General features: G+C 54.2%; 16 protein-coding genes. 7 read left to right on the top strand and 9 right to left on the bottom strand.

The window, feature by feature from the left end; all coding sequences use genetic code 11:
- Positions 1–2: 2 nt before the first annotated feature.
- The 3 genes from ACO0U8_RS08525 (at position 3) to ACO0U8_RS08515 (ending at position 3,166) form a co-directional block, all read left to right on the top strand.
- Positions 3–1,493 (top strand): UxaA family hydrolase, encoded by a 1,491-nt coding sequence (locus tag ACO0U8_RS08525; RefSeq protein ID WP_122094421.1) that lies wholly within the window; start codon positions 3–5, stop codon positions 1,491–1,493.
- 95 nt (positions 1,494–1,588) lie between these two features.
- Positions 1,589–2,143, top strand: coding sequence for a YgjV family protein (locus ACO0U8_RS08520; protein WP_056776425.1), 555 nt, complete (start codon positions 1,589–1,591; stop codon positions 2,141–2,143).
- Positions 2,144–2,242: 99 nt separating this feature from the next.
- A complete protein-coding gene (locus tag ACO0U8_RS08515; RefSeq protein WP_338019870.1) occupies positions 2,243–3,166 on the top strand; it encodes an IS5 family transposase in 924 nt (307 codons plus the stop codon).
- A gap of 150 nt (positions 3,167–3,316) precedes the next feature.
- On the opposite strand, the gene ACO0U8_RS08510 is transcribed toward ACO0U8_RS08515, so the two are convergent.
- The 7 genes from ACO0U8_RS08510 to pyrB form a co-directional block, all read right to left on the bottom strand.
- Positions 3,317–4,048 (bottom strand): proteasome-type protease, encoded by a 732-nt coding sequence (locus ACO0U8_RS08510; protein ID WP_136376593.1) that lies wholly within the window; start codon positions 4,046–4,048, stop codon positions 3,317–3,319.
- 20 nt (positions 4,049–4,068) lie between these two features.
- Positions 4,069–4,863 (bottom strand): transglutaminase family protein, encoded by a 795-nt coding sequence (locus tag ACO0U8_RS08505; RefSeq protein WP_056776478.1) that lies wholly within the window; start codon positions 4,861–4,863, stop codon positions 4,069–4,071.
- Positions 4,863–5,804, bottom strand: a complete 942-nt coding sequence (locus ACO0U8_RS08500; RefSeq protein ID WP_056776481.1) for an alpha-E domain-containing protein — start codon at positions 5,802–5,804, stop codon at positions 4,863–4,865. Before ACO0U8_RS08500 ends, ACO0U8_RS08505 begins: the two co-directional genes overlap by 1 nt.
- A complete protein-coding gene (locus ACO0U8_RS08495) occupies positions 5,798–7,249 on the bottom strand; it encodes a circularly permuted type 2 ATP-grasp protein (protein WP_056776484.1) in 1,452 nt (483 codons plus the stop codon). Before ACO0U8_RS08495 ends, ACO0U8_RS08500 begins: the two co-directional genes overlap by 7 nt.
- Before the next feature lie 208 nt (positions 7,250–7,457).
- Complete coding sequence (gene ridA, locus ACO0U8_RS08490; RefSeq protein ID WP_056776488.1) at positions 7,458–7,844, bottom strand: 2-iminobutanoate/2-iminopropanoate deaminase; 387 nt, start codon at positions 7,842–7,844, stop codon at positions 7,458–7,460.
- 55 nt (positions 7,845–7,899) lie between these two features.
- Positions 7,900–8,364 carry an aspartate carbamoyltransferase regulatory subunit gene (gene pyrI, locus ACO0U8_RS08485; protein WP_056776493.1) on the bottom strand — a complete coding sequence of 155 codons (465 nt, stop codon included), beginning with the start codon at positions 8,362–8,364 and terminating at the stop codon, positions 7,900–7,902.
- Between the two features lie 18 nt (positions 8,365–8,382).
- Complete coding sequence (gene pyrB, locus ACO0U8_RS08480; protein WP_217204462.1) at positions 8,383–9,318, bottom strand: aspartate carbamoyltransferase; 936 nt, start codon at positions 9,316–9,318, stop codon at positions 8,383–8,385.
- 414 nt (positions 9,319–9,732) lie between these two features.
- Here pyrB and ACO0U8_RS08475 point away from each other — a divergent pair, with 414 nt between their 5' ends.
- Positions 9,733–10,203: a YhcH/YjgK/YiaL family protein gene (locus tag ACO0U8_RS08475; protein ID WP_421670610.1), complete on the top strand. Its 471-nt coding sequence runs from the start codon at positions 9,733–9,735 to the stop codon at positions 10,201–10,203.
- On the opposite strand, the gene ACO0U8_RS08470 is transcribed toward ACO0U8_RS08475, so the two are convergent.
- Both ACO0U8_RS08470 and argF read right to left on the bottom strand, forming a co-directional pair.
- A complete protein-coding gene (locus ACO0U8_RS08470) occupies positions 10,200–11,987 on the bottom strand; it encodes a sugar phosphorylase (RefSeq protein WP_183848422.1) in 1,788 nt (595 codons plus the stop codon). The two genes, ACO0U8_RS08475 and ACO0U8_RS08470, sit on opposite strands and share 4 nt — an antisense overlap.
- A gap of 173 nt (positions 11,988–12,160) precedes the next feature.
- Entirely contained in the window at positions 12,161–13,168 is a 1,008-nt protein-coding gene (gene argF / locus ACO0U8_RS08465) for an ornithine carbamoyltransferase (protein WP_056776508.1), read from the bottom strand.
- A gap of 168 nt (positions 13,169–13,336) precedes the next feature.
- On the opposite strand from argF, the gene rraB reads away from it, so the two are divergent.
- From rraB to ACO0U8_RS08450, 3 genes are all read left to right on the top strand, one after another.
- Positions 13,337–13,762 carry a ribonuclease E inhibitor RraB gene (rraB, locus tag ACO0U8_RS08460; RefSeq protein ID WP_056776511.1) on the top strand — a complete coding sequence of 142 codons (426 nt, stop codon included), beginning with the start codon at positions 13,337–13,339 and terminating at the stop codon, positions 13,760–13,762.
- A 217-nt stretch (positions 13,763–13,979) separates the two neighbouring features.
- Positions 13,980–15,410, top strand: coding sequence for a glycoside-pentoside-hexuronide (GPH):cation symporter (locus ACO0U8_RS08455; protein ID WP_421670609.1), 1,431 nt, complete (start codon positions 13,980–13,982; stop codon positions 15,408–15,410).
- A 12-nt stretch (positions 15,411–15,422) separates the two neighbouring features.
- Positions 15,423–16,982 carry a glycoside hydrolase 43 family protein gene (locus ACO0U8_RS08450; RefSeq protein WP_421670608.1) on the top strand — a complete coding sequence of 520 codons (1,560 nt, stop codon included), beginning with the start codon at positions 15,423–15,425 and terminating at the stop codon, positions 16,980–16,982.
- The last annotated feature ends 20 nt before the right edge of the window (positions 16,983–17,002 follow it).

The following is a 17,002-nucleotide window of genomic DNA, read 5'->3' as shown; positions in this document are numbered from 1 at the left end:
CTATGCAAAGTATCATTCAAATTCATCCTGCAGATAATGTCGCCGTGGCACTGCGCGACATTGAAAACGGCGAGCAGGCAGAGGCTGGCGGCTATCATGTCGTGATGCCTCAGCCGGTGGCCCGGGGTCACAAATTCGCCCTGCGCCCGATTGCGGCGGGTGAAAATATTATCAAATACGGGCTGCCGATTGGCCATGCGCTGACCGCGATCGCGCCAGGCGTGCATATCCATTCACAAAATGGCAAAACCAATTTAAGCGATCTGGACGAGTATCAATATCAGCCGGAGTTCGCCAGCCTGCCGGAGCAGATGGCAGATCGTGAGGTACAGATCTACCGCCGTAAAAACGGTCTGGTGGGGATCCGCAACGAGCTGTGGCTGATCCCGACCGTCGGCTGTGTGAATGGCATTGCCCGCCAGATCCAGACACGTTTCCTGAAAGAAACCAACGACGCGGAAGGCATCGACGGCGTTTACCTGTTTACGCACCCGTTTGGCTGTTCACAGCTGGGCGACGATCACGTCAATACCCGCACCATGCTGCAAAATATGGTACGTCACCCGAACGCCGGTGCAGTGCTGGTGATTGGCCTCGGTTGTGAAAACAATCAGGTGGACGTGTTCCGCGAGACGCTGGGCGAAGCAGATGAAGAGCGCGTGCGCTTCATGACAATGCAAAAGTTCGACGACGAAGTGGAAGCCGGTCTGGAACGTCTGCGCGAACTGTATGCCGCAATGCGCAACGATAAACGTGAAAGTGGAAAACTCAGCGAGCTGAAGTTTGGCCTCGAATGCGGCGGCTCTGACGGGCTTTCCGGCATCACGGCGAACCCGCTGCTGGGGCGTTTCTCGGACTACGTGATCGCTAACGGCGGCACTTCCGTACTGACCGAAGTGCCTGAAATGTTTGGCGCAGAGCGTATTCTGATGAGCCGCTGCCACGACGAAAGTACGTTTGAAAAAACCGTTCATATGGTCAACGATTTCAAACAATATTTCATCGAGCACAATCAGCCGATTTACGAAAATCCGTCGCCGGGCAACAAAGCTGGCGGTATCACTACGCTGGAAGAAAAATCGCTCGGCTGTACGCAAAAAGCCGGTCACAGCCCGGTGATGGACGTGCTGAAATACGGCGAGCGTCTGACCAAACCGGGGCTGAACCTGCTGAGCGCGCCGGGGAACGATGCCGTCGCTACCAGCGCACTGGCCGGAGCCGGTTGTCACATGGTGCTGTTCAGCACCGGGCGTGGCACCCCATACGGTGGTTTTGTGCCGACGGTCAAACTGGCGACCAACAGCGAACTGGCGGCGAAAAAACCGCACTGGATCGATTTCGATGCCGGGCAACTGATCCACGATGTCACAATGGATCAACTGCTGAAAGAGTTTGTGGATCTGATCGTGGAGATCGCCGATGGCCGCAAAGCCAAAAACGAACTCAATGACTTCCGCGAATTAGCCATCTTTAAAAGCGGCGTCACATTGTAACCGGTCAGGTTTATCGTTAGGATGAAACGGCGTTTCAGTTATGGAACGCCGTTTGCTTTTGCAGCGCAAGTCTTCCACGGATGAGATCAGGATAAATGACGTATTACTGGTTGGCACAGTCAGTCGGTGTTGTGGCCTTTGCGGTCGGCATCACGATGTTTTTCAACCGCAGCGACCGCCGCTTCAAACAACAACTTTCCGCTTACAGCGCCATTATCGGCGTGCATTTCCTGATGATGGGCGCAGCGCCCGCCGGGATGAGCGCCTTACTCAATTCCCTGCGCACCCTGATTTCCCTGCGGACCCGCAACCAGTGGATCATGGTGGTTTTCATCGTCCTGACGCTGGTATTAGGGCTGAGCCGCGCACACCATTGGGTGGAATTATTGCCCGTCGGCGCCACCGTCGTCAGTACCTGGGCGCTGTTTCGCACCAGCGGGCTGACCACACGTTGCATTATGTGGTGTTCAACCTGTTGCTGGGTGGCGCACAACATCTGGCTCGGTTCGATCGGCGGCTCGCTTATCGAAGGCAGTTTCCTCGTCATGAACGGTTTTAACATCATCCGCTTCCGCCGCCTGCAACTGCGCGGCATCGACCCGTTTGAGGTCGAGAAGAAGATACTGCAGAAGAGGGATGAGCAGGGGTAATCCCTGCTTTTGAGTGCGTAATGGCGTTGTTGAATAAATCGAACTTTTGGCCGTAGTTAGGATCAGATCACCACACTCCTGATCCTGCAGCGATATCACGTGGCAAAACAAAAGTTCAAAATCACCAACTGGGCCACCTACAACAAGGCGCTTGTCAATCGGGGCTCACTGACATTCTGGCTTGATGAGTCGGCCATTCAGGCCTGGTATGACGAACCCAACACGTCTTTACGCGGTCGTCCGCAACGTTATTCTGAGCTGGCCATTTCAACCGTTCTGATGCTCAAACGCGTTTTTCGCCTCACACTTCGCGCTGCGCAGGGATTCATTGACTCCATCTTTACCCTAATGAAGCTCCCGCTCCGTTGCCCGGATTATTCCTGCGTCAGCAGGCGGGCTAAATCCGTCAGCATCCCTTTCAAAAACCCAACGCGCGGTGAAATTGCCCATCTGGTTATCGATTCCACCGGCTTAAAAGTCTTCGGTGAGGGTGAGTGGAAGGTGAAAAAACATGGCCAGGAAAAGCGCCGCGTCTGGCGGAAACTGCACCTGGCGGTGGATGCTGATACGCATGAGATTATCTGCGCTGACCTGTCCCTAAACAACGTGACTGATGCAGAGGCATTCCCGGGGCTTATCCGTCAGACGCACAGGAAAATCAGGGCCGCCTGTGCCGACGGGGCTTATGACACAAAGCGGTGCCACGACGAGTTGCGGCGCAAGAAAATTAAGGCGCTTATCCCGCCGCGAACGCGCGCCGGCTACTGGCCGGAGGAGTATGCCGACAGAAATCAGGCGGTGGCGAGGCAACGGCTTACTGGGAGCAATGCGTACTGGAAATGGCACACGACTTATAACCGGCGTTCAGTGGCCGAAACGGCGATGTACCGCGTAAAACAGCTGTTTGGTGGGCATTTTACGTTGAGGGATTACGATGCGCAGGTTGGAGAAACTATGGCCATGATCCGTGCCTTAAACAAAATGACGCGTGCAGGGATGCCAGAAAGTGTGCGGATTGCCTGAGGAAGTCAGTGACGAGAGGCGCTTTTATCTAAATCCGAATTATTCAACAAAGCCTATTTCACCTCAAATATCCGTATTAAGGACGGGATATTGATAATACGGGGCAGGTCTGAGGTTGTCCATGTTCCCCAGACCTGATGTGGCGGAGGTTTACTCGTCTAATTTCAGCGGCGGCAGTTGGGCAAAAATACTCAGCAAGCCTTCGCCCCAGCCTTTGCGGATCATGTCGAAATACGGGTGTGTTTCGGTGATCCGGTACTGCTGCGCCGTGCTGTAGCTGTCGACCGGGTAGGTCAGCACATCCAGCGGCAGGCCGACGGAAAGATTACTGCGCAGCGTCGAATCCATCGAAATCAGCGCGCACTGCATGGCCTGATCCAGCGGAGTATCGAAGTTCAGCACGCGATCGATAATCGGCTTGCCGTACTTGCTTTCCCCCACCTGAAAATAGGGTGTGTCGTGGGTGGCTTCGATGAAATTACCCTGGGGATAAATATGGAACAGCCGCAACCCTTCACCCTTGATCTGGCCGCCGAGCAGCAGGTTACAGCTGAAATCCGTGGTGCCGCCCTGATTGGCGCCGCTGTCACGGGCAATCACTTCGCGCACCGTTTCCCCGAGCAGGCTGGCGGCGTCGTACATCGATTCCACGTTAAGCAGATTTTCCCGCTGATCATCGAGGCAACGCCGGTGCAGCAGGCTGATAATGCTCTGTGTGGTCGCCAGATTTCCGGCACTTTGGAGCACCAGCACCCGTTCATCGCTGTGATGAAAAACATGCAGTTTACGGAAGGTGGAAATGTGATCCACCCCGGCATTGGTGCGCGAGTCTGAAACAAACACCAGGCCAGAGGACAAGCGCATGGCCACACAGTAAGTCATAGGATTCGTTCCTGTATCGATTATTGCGGTATGTCGAACATTTCAACTGCCGCGACAGTGCGCATGTCTTCGCATCCTCCACCTAACCGGATACCGCGGACCGGGCAAGCATCAAGATAATCTATGCCGATAGCCAGTTTCAAATGCTGATTGGGCTGGCAGGTGTTATTGGTGACGTCAAAGCTCTGCCAGCGGTCATCCAGCCAGGCTTCCGCCCAGGCATGCATCGCCACATGGGCGGAATCTTCAGTATAAAGGTAGCCGCTGACATAGCGCGCCGGAATACCCAGACTGCGGCAGCAGGCGAGAAAGACGTGAGTGTGATCCTGACATACGCCTTGCTGCGCGGAAAACGCCTGCGACGCGCTGTCTTTCACCGTGGTGGTGCCGGGGCTGTAGGGCATTTTCAGCAACAGCTCACCCATCAGGCTGCACAGGCTTTCGTGCTGTGCCTGTGGCCGGTAATAACGATGCGCAAAATCGCGGATCGCGCCGTCGGCCTGCGTCAGCGGGCTGGTACGCAAGAACACCAGCGGCGAAAGATGGCCGCAGCTGTCGTCTTCGGTGTTGTCTTCTATCTCTACCATGCCGTTGGCCTCAATGGTGATCGCCTGATGCGGCTGGTCGAGGGTCAGCACATGCAAAACGTTGCCGTAGGCATCAAAGGTGCGGGTGGCATATTCCGGCAGGGTTAAATCCCATGACAGGATTTTCTGATGGCTGGAGTTTTGCGGGGTAAGGCGCAGGTATTGCGTGCTGTGTTTGACCTGCTGCGCATAGGTGTAATGCGTCTGATGACTGACATTCAGTTTCATTATTGTGCCTCCAGATAGGTCTGATGGATGCTCTCGGCGATAGCGCCGGTCTGGTCGAGGAACTGCATCAACCAGGGGCTGAGGCCCATCTCGACAATCTCTTCCATTTCGGTGAAACGAAGCTGCGCGTGCAGGGTATGAACGCGGCGGCGTGGCAGATTGCCTGCGGTGCCGCCGATTTCTTCCAGCTGTTCGGCCATGATTTCCACGCAAGACAGCAGTGAGCGCGGTAATTCACGGCGCAGGATCAGCAATTCAGCGATGCGTTTCTGGCTAAGTTGCTGTTTATAGAGCGTGTGGAACGCTTCGCGGGCGCTGACCGCGCGCAGCAGGGTGTCCATCCGGTAATACTCGCGTACCGGATCTTCATCGGCGTTGAGAAGCTGATTTTTGGCATCCAGCAGGCGGGCTGTACTGTCTGCGCGTTCCAGCATGGTGCCGAGCCGGATGAAGTTCTGGGCGTCGCTGCGCAGCAAAGTGCCGAACATGGCGCCACGAAACAGATGTGAGCGCTCCTTAACCCAGTCGAAAAATGAATCGGCGCCCGCCGACCCGACGCCCTGGCGGCGGATCAGTTTCATCTCGATCCAGGTGGCGTTGATGCTTTCCCAGACTTCAGAAGACAGGCTGCCGCGCACGGCGTGAGCATTATTCCACGCCATTTGCAGACAGCTGAAAATGCTGCCGTGGTTGATGTTGTCTAACGCAAAAAAGTTGAGCAGATTGCTCATCGTCAGCTGCGGATAATGCGCATCGAACAGCGTGCGCGTGCCGGTCATGGTCAGCGGCACCAGCAGATCGTTATTTTCGTCGCGTGCTGTCACGTCGCGGATCGACATCATCGACAGCTTGTTAGTGACGTCCAGCAGACGGGCGATATTTTCGGCGCGTTCCAGATAACGCGCCATCCAGTACAGCTCACTGGCGGTTCTGCTTAGCATGCGTCGTCCTCCGTCGAATCTTCTTCCAGCACCCAGGTATCTTTGGTGCCACCGCCCTGCGATGAATTGACCACCAGCGAGCCTTCGGCCAGCGCAACACGGGTGAGCCCGCCGGGCACCAGGCGAATTTCCGCACCGGTCAGGGCGAAAGGCCGTAAATCGATGTGGCGCGGCGCCAGGCCGTTTTCGACAAACGTCGGACATGTTGAGAGCGCGAGTGTCTCCTGCGCGATGTAATTTTCAGGGCGGGTTTTTAGCAGATCGCGAAAACGGGCCAGCTCTTCCTGACTGGCCATCGGGCCAATCAGCATGCCGTAACCACCTGCGCCATGAACCTCCTTCACCACCATTTTGTCCAGATTCGCCAGCACGAAAGAGAGATCGCTTTCTTTGCGGCATTGCCAGGTCGGCACGTTATTGAGGATCGGATCTTCGGCCAGATAGTAGCGGATCATCTCCGGTACATACGGGTAGATCGATTTGTCATCCGCCACGCCGGTACCGATCGCATTCGCCAGCACCACGCCGCCCGCGCGATAGACGGAAAGCAGGCCGGGCACGCCGAGCATGGAATCAGCACGAAACGCCAGCGGATCCAGGAACGCATCGTCGATGCGACGGTAAATCACGTCAATTTTGCACGGCCCGGCGGTGGTACGCATCAGAACGGCACCGTCTTTCACGAACAGATCGGCGCTTTCCACCAGCTCAACGCCCATCTGCTGCGCCAGGAAACTGTGCTCGAAATAGGCGCTGTTAAAGCGGCCAGGCGTCAGCACCACGACGGTCGGATCGTTCACCGGTGTGCTTTCGCGCAGGGTTTGCAGCAGGTGAGAAGGGTAGCGCGAAACCGGCGCGATCCGCTGCTGGGCGAAGAGTTCCGGGTATAACCGCATCATCATTTTGCGGTTTTCCATCATGTAGGAGACGCCGGAGGGCGTGCGCAGGTTGTCTTCCAGCACGTAATATTCACCGTCGCCGCCGCGCACCATGTCGGTGCCGGCGATGTGGGCGTAAGTATCACGGTGAAGATCGATGCCCTGCATACAAGGCTGATATTGATCGTTTGCCAGCACCTGTTCGGCAGGCACGATCCCGGCTTTGAGGATCTTCTGGTCGTGGTAAATATCATGCAGAAACGCATTCAGCGCCTGTACCCGCTGACGGATACCGCGATCGAGCATTTGCCATTCCCCGGCAGGAATAATGCGCGGCACGCTGTCGAACGGGATCAGCCGCTCCGCGCCATCATCTTCGCCGTAAACATTAAAGGTAATCCCCACCCGGTGGAACAGCAGCGCAGCTTCCTCTTTTTTGCGCTGGACGGCCTGTTGATCGGCCTGCTGCAACCACTGCCAGTAAGCCTGATAATGGCTGCGGTGTTTCCCTTCAGCCATTAACATCTCATCAAAAAAGGGTGAATCGGAAAGGTCAATCTTGATCATCATCACCTCACAAACTGGACAGGCTGCAATTGAATCGTTCAATAACAATGAAGATCAGGCATAAAGTGTGCCAGCGTGCAAAATGGGCTGGAAATCAGGAGAAAAGAGGCAGGGCTGCTTAATTATAGGGCGGAAAGCGGGTTCTTTGCCTGATAATGGGGCAAAAAAAACCAGCCCGCAGGCTGGTCTGGTGCATCGGTGGCGCGAATTAACGGCGTACAGCGATGGCTTCGATTTCGATTTTCACGTCTTTTGGCAGACGCGCGACTTCAACGCAAGAACGGGCCGGGAATGGCGCGTTGTGTTCGGTGAAGAAGGCTTCATACGTGGCGTTAACGGTGGCGAAGTCGTTCAGATCTTTTACGAAAACGGTGGTTTTCACGATGTCTGAAACTTTCAGGCCAGCGGCTTCCACGATCGCCTGCACGTTTTCCAGTGACTGGCGTGCCTGAGCGGCGATATCGTCGGCCACGGCGCCGGTTTTAGGATCCACCGGGATCTGACCGGACGTGATGATCATGCTGCCCAGATCGACGCCCTGAACATAAGGACCGATGGCTGCCGGAGCGTTTTCAGTGCTGATTTCGCGGGACATAATGTCTCCTGATTTGAGTTAAGGTGAATGAAAAATTATCCCTCAGTATAAAGGGTTAATCGTTGTTCAGCACCACCTGGTGCTCAAACTCTTTCTCGCAATACTTACATTTCAGGTGCACGCCGTCAGCACGCTGTTTCACCGCAAAACTGGAATCCACTGGCTCAAAGCGGCTGATGCAGTTGCCGTTCGGGCAACGTAAAACGCCCACAATCCGGTCCGGCAGCGTCGGCATCAGTTTCTTCACCACTTCATAATCATCAATGCGATTTACCGTCGCGCGCGGGGCGTACACCGCCAGCTGATTGACCTGCTCGTCGGTCAGAAATGTATTCTCAATTTTGATGATGTCTTTGCGGCCAAGTTCGCCGGACGGCAGGTTCAGGCCGACGGTGACGCGTTGTTCCGTCTGGGTAAATTTGAACAGAGACAGCAGCTTAAACCCGACCTGCGCGGGAATATGGTCGATCACCGTACCGCATTTGATCGCTTCAACCTGAAGTTTATTGTCGTGAGTCATGATCGTTTCTCCTCAAGTTTATTGGGCAGTGTCTGCGTTCAGCACCAGTGCCAGCAACGCCTGGCGCGCAAAAATGCCGTTTCCGGCCTGCTGGAAATACCAGGCGTAAGGCGTTTTATCGACATCCGGCGTGATCTCGTCAATACGCGGCAGCGGATGCAGCACTTTCAGATGCGGCTGAGCATGGGTCAGATCGGCGGCGCGTAACACAAACTGCGCCTTCACATTGGCGTACTCAGAGGGATCAAGACGCTCTTTCTGCACGCGAGTCATGTACAGAATATCGATGTCCGGCACGACCTCCTCGATGCTGCTATGCAGGCTGTATTCAATCCCTTTCTCTTCCAGCAGCGCCAGAATGTAGCCCGGCATCGCCAGTGCGTCCGGGGCGATAAAGTAGAAACGGTTGCCGTTAAATTTCGCCAGCGCCTGCGCCAGGGAATGCACCGTGCGGCCATATTTCAGGTCGCCGACCATGGCGATGTTGATGTTATCCAGGCGGCCCTGTGTTTCCTGAATGGTGAACAAGTCCAGCAGGGTTTGGGTCGGATGCTGATTCGCACCGTCACCGGCGTTCAGTACCGGAATGTTGCCGGAGAATTCAGTGGCCAGACGCGCCGCGCCTTCCTGCGGATGGCGCATCACAATGGCATCGACGTAGGTGCTGATCACCGAAATGGTGTCGGCCAGCGTCTCGCCTTTTTTGCCAAGCGACGTGTTGCTGCTGTCCGAGAACCCGACCACCGACGCCCCGAGGCGGTGAACGGAGGCTTCAAACGACAGGCGCGTGCGGGTGGAAGCTTCAAAGAAACAGCTGGCGATGACTTTGTGTTTCAACAATTCAGGCTGCGGACTGGCTTTCAGGCTGGCGGCGGTGTCGAGCACCAGCTCGAGCTCCTCGCGGCTGAGATCGTTAATTGAAATGATGTCTTTTAGATACAGCGGATTCGCCATCGTCATTCTCCTGTTTCTTTGTGCTTAAAAGATGTGCTTGCAGTAGCTGCACACTCAAATTTCGGACAAAAAAAAGCCCCTGCAATGAGGGGCCTTTCTTTTTGATCAACTGAACGCTGACCAGCAATACAACGGAAGAACAACGGCAGCGGGCTGCCTGATGGCACGGTGTCTGGTCGATCGTCTGAGCGCAAAACGTGGCAAATGTTCATGGGTTCTCCCGGCAAATTGTGGCGCATTATACGCGCGTAACCGGCGACATCAAGCGGAAAATCGCCCGCAGGCAAACGTTTGGCTGTGGCCGGATCCGCAGGCAAAAAGTGTTAACTGGATCAAGGGGCGCAGGGCAAGAGTGCATTATCATGTTCCCACATTGAAACATCATTTCATTTTTACTACAGCAAAGGGAAAATCATGATTACCGGTAATATTCATCAGTTACATTTAATCCCCTATCTGCCTGCCGCGCTGCGAGAAGCGATCGAATTCGTCAAACAGAACATCAACGCCGATACCCCGCTGGGTAAACACGATATCTGTGGCGATGACGTTTTCGTGCTGATTTCCAATGATTCAACGGCACCTCAGGCAGAACGCCGCGCCGAATTTCATGCGCGTTATCTGGATATTCAGATTATCCTCAATGGGACTGAAGGCATGACTTTCAGCAACTTACCGGCAGGGTACGTTGACACCGACTGGCTGGCCGACAAGGACATCGCGTTTCTGGCTGCCGGTGAACAGGAAAAAACCATGATCATGCAGACCGGCGATTTCGTGGTGTTTTATCCGGGCGAAGTGCATAAACCGCTGTGCGCCGTTGGCGAACCGGCCAACGTGCGCAAAGCCGTGGTGAAAATGGACGCCAGCGTCTTACCCGCTTAACGCTCTGCAGGCTGACGTTTAGTACGTTTAAACAATTTCATCCGCCAGCGACGCAGTCTTCCGAGGCGTTCTGGCGCTTTCAGTTTGTGTTTGATCCACACCACCTGCCACGGCTGGAGGCGCGTCTGCCCGTTAAACACGTCCCCGCCAATCAGATCCTTGCCTTCTACCGCCAGTTTCAGCACCTGTGAACGGCTGCTGATGTTAAACACGCAGGTTATGCGGTCTTCTGTTTTCGGATCATAGCGTTCCATGGCAAACAGCGATTTCCCGAGGTCAAACACCCGCTGACCAGCCTGTGGCGAGAACGCCGGATGGGCGCGCCGGTGCCTTATCAGTGCCTGTAAGCCCTCGAAAACCCGCGCGGGCAAACTGTCTTTCTTTTCCAGTTCGGCCTCAATTTTACTCAGATCCAGCTTTTTACGGTTGATGCGCCGGTTGATCCCGGACTGATGCATGCCGTCGAGATCGTTTTCGCTGCCCAGCAGGCTGTGGATATAAATCGCCGGAACGCCGATGAACGACAACAACAGCGCCTGCGCCGCCAGGAACTTGCGCGCTTTCATTTCGACGCTATCTTCCGGCTCGGTCAGTGCGCTCAGGTAATTGATATTCAGTTCATAAGGAGAATGGGTGCCATCGCCGTTGTCTTTGTAGGAGACGCGCCCCTCTTTGCGCAGCGTTTCCTGCGCCATGTATTTGCGTTCTTCATCGCTGAGAAAGGTTTCTGTCGGGCGCAGGCCGATCCCGTCGTGGCTGGCGAGGAAGTTGAAATACGTGGTGTCAGGGTAGCGCGCTTCGGCATTCAGGCTCTGTGCCCAGCGGGTGAGTGTGGTGGTGTCTTCGCGTAAAAATGCATGCAGCGTCAGCGGCGGCAGCGGGAACTGATACACCATGTGCGCCTCATCGCCTTCACCGAAATAACTGATGTTTTCGTGATGCGGAACGTTGGTTTCGGTAATCAGCCGCGTGCCGGGGATCACTTCATCCAGAATCGTGCGCCACACTTTGATGATGTTGTGCGCCTGTGGCAGGTGAATACAGGAGGTTCCGGCTTCCTTCCAGATATACCCGATGGCATCGAGGCGAATCGACTGCCCGCCGCTGGCCGCGTATTGCAGCAGCACGTCGATGCTTTCCAGCAGGACCTGCGGATTTTTGAAATTAATGTCCACCTGATCTTCGCTGAAGGTTGTCCACAGGTACAGCTCGGTGCCGTCGGCTTTGATAAAGGGAGAGAGCAGCGGCGAAGCGCGCGGGCGCACAACCCGGCTGTAATCGAGTTCAGGGTTGGCGTCGATGAAATACCCTTTGTAATAGGGATCGTCGTGCAGATAGCCTTTCATCCAGTCGCTCGAACGCGAGATGTGATTAATCACGCAGTCGAACATCAGATTAAAGTTCTCTGACAGGTGGTGAATGTCAGACCATCCTCCGAGATTTTCGTCGATTCGCCGGTAGTCGATCACGCTGAAGCCGTCATCCGAGCTGTACGGGTACATCGGCAAAATATGGATGTCGCTGATAATGTCGCGCAAATAGGTGTTAGCAAAATGATTCAGCGTCGCCAGCGGCGGTTGCTCGCCCTGGCGGATATTGTCGCCATAAGTAATCAGATAAATATTCGTACCGTCCACCCAGCCGGTGGTGCGGTGTTTGCCGTAATCCCATTTGTTGGCGAGATGCAGAATCTTTTTCAGCAGATCGGCGATGTGTTCCCTGGGGTAAATCCTGCTTAAGAGGCTTTCCAGCCGCAGGACATACTCAAGATTTACTGAGCTCATATCGGTTCCTTCTCACTGCATTTCTGTTTTTCTGACAAAGGCGATAAAACGAAAGCGCTTTAAAAAGGTTAGTTGAAAATGACCGGCTGTGGCGACAAAAGGGGGGATAACGGAGAATTCTGGAGGAAAAAGGCGGCATCATCCGCAAAAAAATCGGGATGATGCCGTGGAGTTTATTCTGTGCCGAGTGTGGCAACCATGACGGCTTTAATGGTGTGCAGACGGTTTTCCGCCTGATCGAACACGACGCTGTGGCGGGACTCAAAGACGTCGTCAGTGACCTCCATACCGCCCTGCAAACCGTATTCTTCGGCCATTTGTTTGCCGAGTGTGGTCTGATCATCATGGAACGCAGGCAGACAGTGCAGGAATTTCACGTCAGGATTGCCGGTCAGCGCCAGCATCGCGCTGTTCACCTGATAAGGGCGCAGCAGGTTGATGCGCTCCTTCCAGGCCTCTTTCGGTTCACCCATCGACACCCAGACGTCGGTATAGAGGAAATCCGCATCTTTCACGCCGGTAGCAATGTCTTCGGTGAGCGTGATAGTGCCGCCATTTTCATTTGCGAGATGTTGACAGGTCGCGACCAGTTCGGCATCGGGCCAGCATACTGACGGTGCCACAAGGCGTAAATCCAGCCCGCACAGCGCGGCAGCTTCCAGCAGCGAGTTGCCCATATTGTTGCGTGTGTCGCCCAGATACGCCAGGCGCATCCCTTTGAGCGGCTGATTTGGCAGATGCTCCTGCATGGTCAGCAGGTCGGCCAGCAGCTGCGTCGGGTGAAATTCATTGGTTAAGCCATTCCATACCGGCACGCCAGAATATTCCGCCAGCGTTTCCACTTTATCCTGACCGTAGCCACGATACTGAATACCGTCGTACATCCTGCCCAGTACGCGGGCGGTGTCTTTCATCGATTCTTTATGGCCGATCTGGCTGCCACTGGGGCCGAGATAAGTGACTTTTGCCCCCTGGTCATATGCGGCAACTTCGAAAGAGCATCGTGTGCGGGTTGAGTCTTTTTCGAAGATGAGCGCGATGTTTTTGCCTTGCAGGCGGGCTTTCTCAGTGCCATTTTTCTTTGCCGCTTTCAGTTCAGCGGAGAGTGTCAGCAGGGACGAAATCTCTGACGGGGTAAAATCCAGTAACCTGAGAAAATGACGTTTACTCAACAAACTCATGATGTCGCTCCATAGCGCGTAAGCATTTCGGATTGAATTAAAATTCAATTTATATGTATGAATATGCAATTACAACCCCGCAGAGAAAACTTTCTCTTTAATAGTGGAGGCGCGCTCTATGGTGTGTGAAAATAGCGTACAAACGTCAAATTGATTGAGGACTGAGAAATGGCAAACCGTGAATTGCTGGAAGAACAACGTGAAGAAACTCGCTTAATCATCGAAGAGCTGCTGGACGATGGCAGCGATCCTGACGCGCTTTACACCATTGAACACCACTTATCTTCAGAAAAGTTCGAAGTTCTGGAGAAAGCGGTCGTAGAAGCTTTCAAACTGGGTTATGAAGTTTCCGACCCGGAAGAGCTGGAAGCTGAAGACGGTACTGTCATGATGTGCTGTGACGTGATTAGCGAAGTGGCGCTAAATGCAGAGCTTATCGACGCACAGGTTGAGCAACTGATGAATCTGGCCGAAACCAACGGCGTTAACTACGACGGCTGGGGCACTTACTTCGAAGGCGACGACGACGAAGAAGGTGAAGAAGGCGAAGACGAAGATTTCATCGACGAAGATGATGACGGCAAACGTCATTGATTGAGTCAGGCTTCTGAATTTCGATTCATGAAGAAAGAAAAGGCTGCCGGAGACGGTGGCCTTTTTTGTTTGTGCATGACAGCCCCCCTTTGTGACTCCCTTCGCATTAAGCAAATTTCATAAACCCTAAGTGAAATATGGTTAAATTCAACGCACCTGCCAAAAGTTAACATACCAATTCTGAAAGATATTCTACCTCATGGTGTGGAGTCAGATTATGGCAGCCGTAAAGAAATTGTCTGTTATAGAAAAACTTGGTTTTGGTATGGGAGACGCCGCTTGCGGGATCGTTTATTCCTCCGTCACGATGTTTCTGACCTACTTTTATACCGATATCTACGGGCTTTCCGCAGCAGCGGTCGGGGTGATGTTTCTGGTCACACGCATTCTGGATGCCGTCAGCGATCCGCTCACCGGTATTGTTGCGGACCGCGTGAAAACCCGCTGGGGGCATTTTCGCCCGTGGCTGATTTGGTTCGCCATTCCTTATGCCGTGCTGGCGGTGATGACGTTCACCACGCCTGATTTTGGTCATTCCGGAAAACTGCTTTATGCCTACATTACTTATTCGCTGCTGATGCTGTGTTACACCTTTATCAATATTCCTTACTGCGCGTTGGGTGGCGTGATTACTACGGATGATAAAGACCGTCTTTCTGCACAATCCTACCGGTTCACGATTTCCTCTCTGGCGGGTTTACTGGTTTCTGTCGGCACTTTGTGGCTGGTGGATTATTTTGGTAAAGAGAATCAGCAGGCCGGATATCAGGCGACGATGGCGGTGATGGGCGCGATTGCGGTGTGTATGCTGGTGTTCTGTTTTTGTTTCACCAAAGAACGCATCACGGCGGAGGATACCCGTCAGGTATCGGTGATGAGTGATTTGAAAAATCTGCTGGCGAACGATCAGTGGCGTATTGTCGCGATTATCACCTTTTTCTCCAGTATGGCCGGAGTGATGCGCAGTTCCGCCACGTTGTATTACGCGACGTATCTGATGCTGGATAAGGGCCAGAGTCTGGTCAGCGGTACGGCGATGAAAAGTACGTTTATTACCACCAGCGTGGTCGGCACGATATTCGGGGCGATGGCGGCGGGGTATTTTGCCAAACGGTTCAGCACGCTGGCGATGTTTAAAAATATCAACCTGCTGCTGGTTCTGACGGGCGTCGTGATGTTTTTCGTACCGCCGAAATTCCTGCCGGTGATTTTCCCGTTGTATTTCATCATTGGTTTTTTACACCAGATGTACCAGCCGTTTAAATGGAACATGATGGCCAATGCAGCGGATTATGGTGAGTGGAAAACGGGGCGGCGCATCACCGGCCTCTCTTTCTCCGGGAATCTGTTCGCGTTAAAACTTGGGATGGCCTTTGCCGGAGCGTTTGTCGGGTTCTCACTCGGCTGGTTCGGTTATCACGCTGGTGCAGAAACCCAAACCGCGCTGGCAACGACCGGCATCATCGGTCTGCTGACCGTCGGACCTTCAGTGTCCTATCTGATCCTCTATTTCCTTGCCCGCTTCTACAAACTCGATGATGCCACGATGAAGAATATTCAGACGGATCTGGCGAAACGCAGCGGTGATATTGCCCGCGAGCAGGAAAACGCAGCCGGTAATCTGGCGCCTGTGATGGCGGTCAAATAAGGGGAGATGAATATGGAGAAGATTAACCACGCTGGCTGGTGCGCAGATTTGGGTGACGGGCGTTATCAGAATCCTGTTTTGCATGCGGATTATTCGGACCCGGATATTGTTTGTGTGGGCGACGATATTTATATGGTGGCCTCGAGTTTTAACCATATTCCGGGCCTGCCCGTTCTTCATTCAACCGATCTGGTGAACTGGAAAATCATTAATCACGTCGTGCAGCGGATTAACTCGCCGGCATACGACAGCATGCAGCCTGGTAAAGGGATCTGGGCGCCGAGTATTCGTTATCACAACGGGCTGTTCCGGGTGTTTTACAGCATGCCCGATGAAGGCATTTTTATGTCTTATGCCGAAGACCCGGCCAAAGAATGGAGCGAGCCGCAGTGTATTAAAGCGGTGAGAGGCTGGATCGACCCTTGTCCGTTCTGGGATGAGGACGGGCGGGCGTGGCTGGTTCATGCATTCGCCTACAGTCGTTCCGGAATCAAGCATCAGCTACAGCTTTGCGAAATGTCCCCGGACGCCACGTCCCTGCTCGATGAGGGTAAAATCATTTTCGATGGCGCGGTTTCCCATCCGACTATCGAAGGGCCCAAAATCTACCGGCGTCATGGCTGGTATTATATTTTTGCCCCTGCCGGCGGCGTTGAAAGTGGCTGGCAGACCGTATTACGCTCCCGCCAGTTGAGCGGCCCGTTTGAGGCGCGCGATGTTTTACATCAGGGCATCACGACCGTGAATGGCCCTCACCAGGGCGGCTGGGTGGAACTGAAAAACGGCGAATGCTGGTTTGTTCATTTTCAGGATGCCGCACACAATGGCCGGATAGTGCACCTGCAACCGATGCGCTGGAATGGCGATGACTGGCCGGAGATCGGCGAAGAAATCAATGCCGAAGGGCTGGGGCAGCCGGTATCGGTGTACACAAAACCTGCTGCATACGCTCAGGAAATGCCATACGTTCCGCAAACGTCGGACAGTTTTGCCGACGGGCGCTTTGGCCTGCAATGGCAGTGGCAGGCGAACCCGCAGCCAGACTGGATAATCCCGTCGACGACTGGCCTGAAACTGGCCTGCCAGCCTTATGGCGCACGGTCTTTGTATGACACGCCGCAACTGCTTTTGCAGAAACTCTCCGCCCCTGAATTCACGGTGACCACCCGTCTGATACCGCATTTTAACCATGACGGTGAGCAAAGCGGTTTGATTGTGTATGGCGAGAGATACGCAGCGGTTTCGGTGTGTCAGCAGAATGGCGGGTGGGTGCTGGTGTTCGATTTCGGGTGGATGAGCGATAAAGGCGTTCTGAGCCAGAAAAGAACCGTGCTGGCAACGCTCACTGGTCATGAGGCGGTGTTCATCAGGGCGGATGTATTGTCACGTGGCGTTTGTCATTTTTCCTTCAGGCAGGTCGAAACGGAAGAGTGGAAAGCTGTTGAACCTCAATTTTCAATTTCAGCAGGGAAATGGGTGGGGGCGAAAATTGGCCTTTACTCGGCGGCCTCTGCTATCAATGCTGAAGCGGGCTACAGCGAGTTTGCCTATTTTTCGATGAGCGGCCGATAGCCATAAAAAAGCCAGCTCGC

It is taken from the genome of Rahnella sp. EDr1-12 (assembly GCF_049206505.1).
Classification (GTDB): Bacteria; Pseudomonadota; Gammaproteobacteria; order Enterobacterales; family Enterobacteriaceae; genus Rahnella; species Rahnella rivi.
Note: the sequence above shows the minus strand (reverse complement) of the source record. Positions and strands in the feature narration are given on the sequence as shown.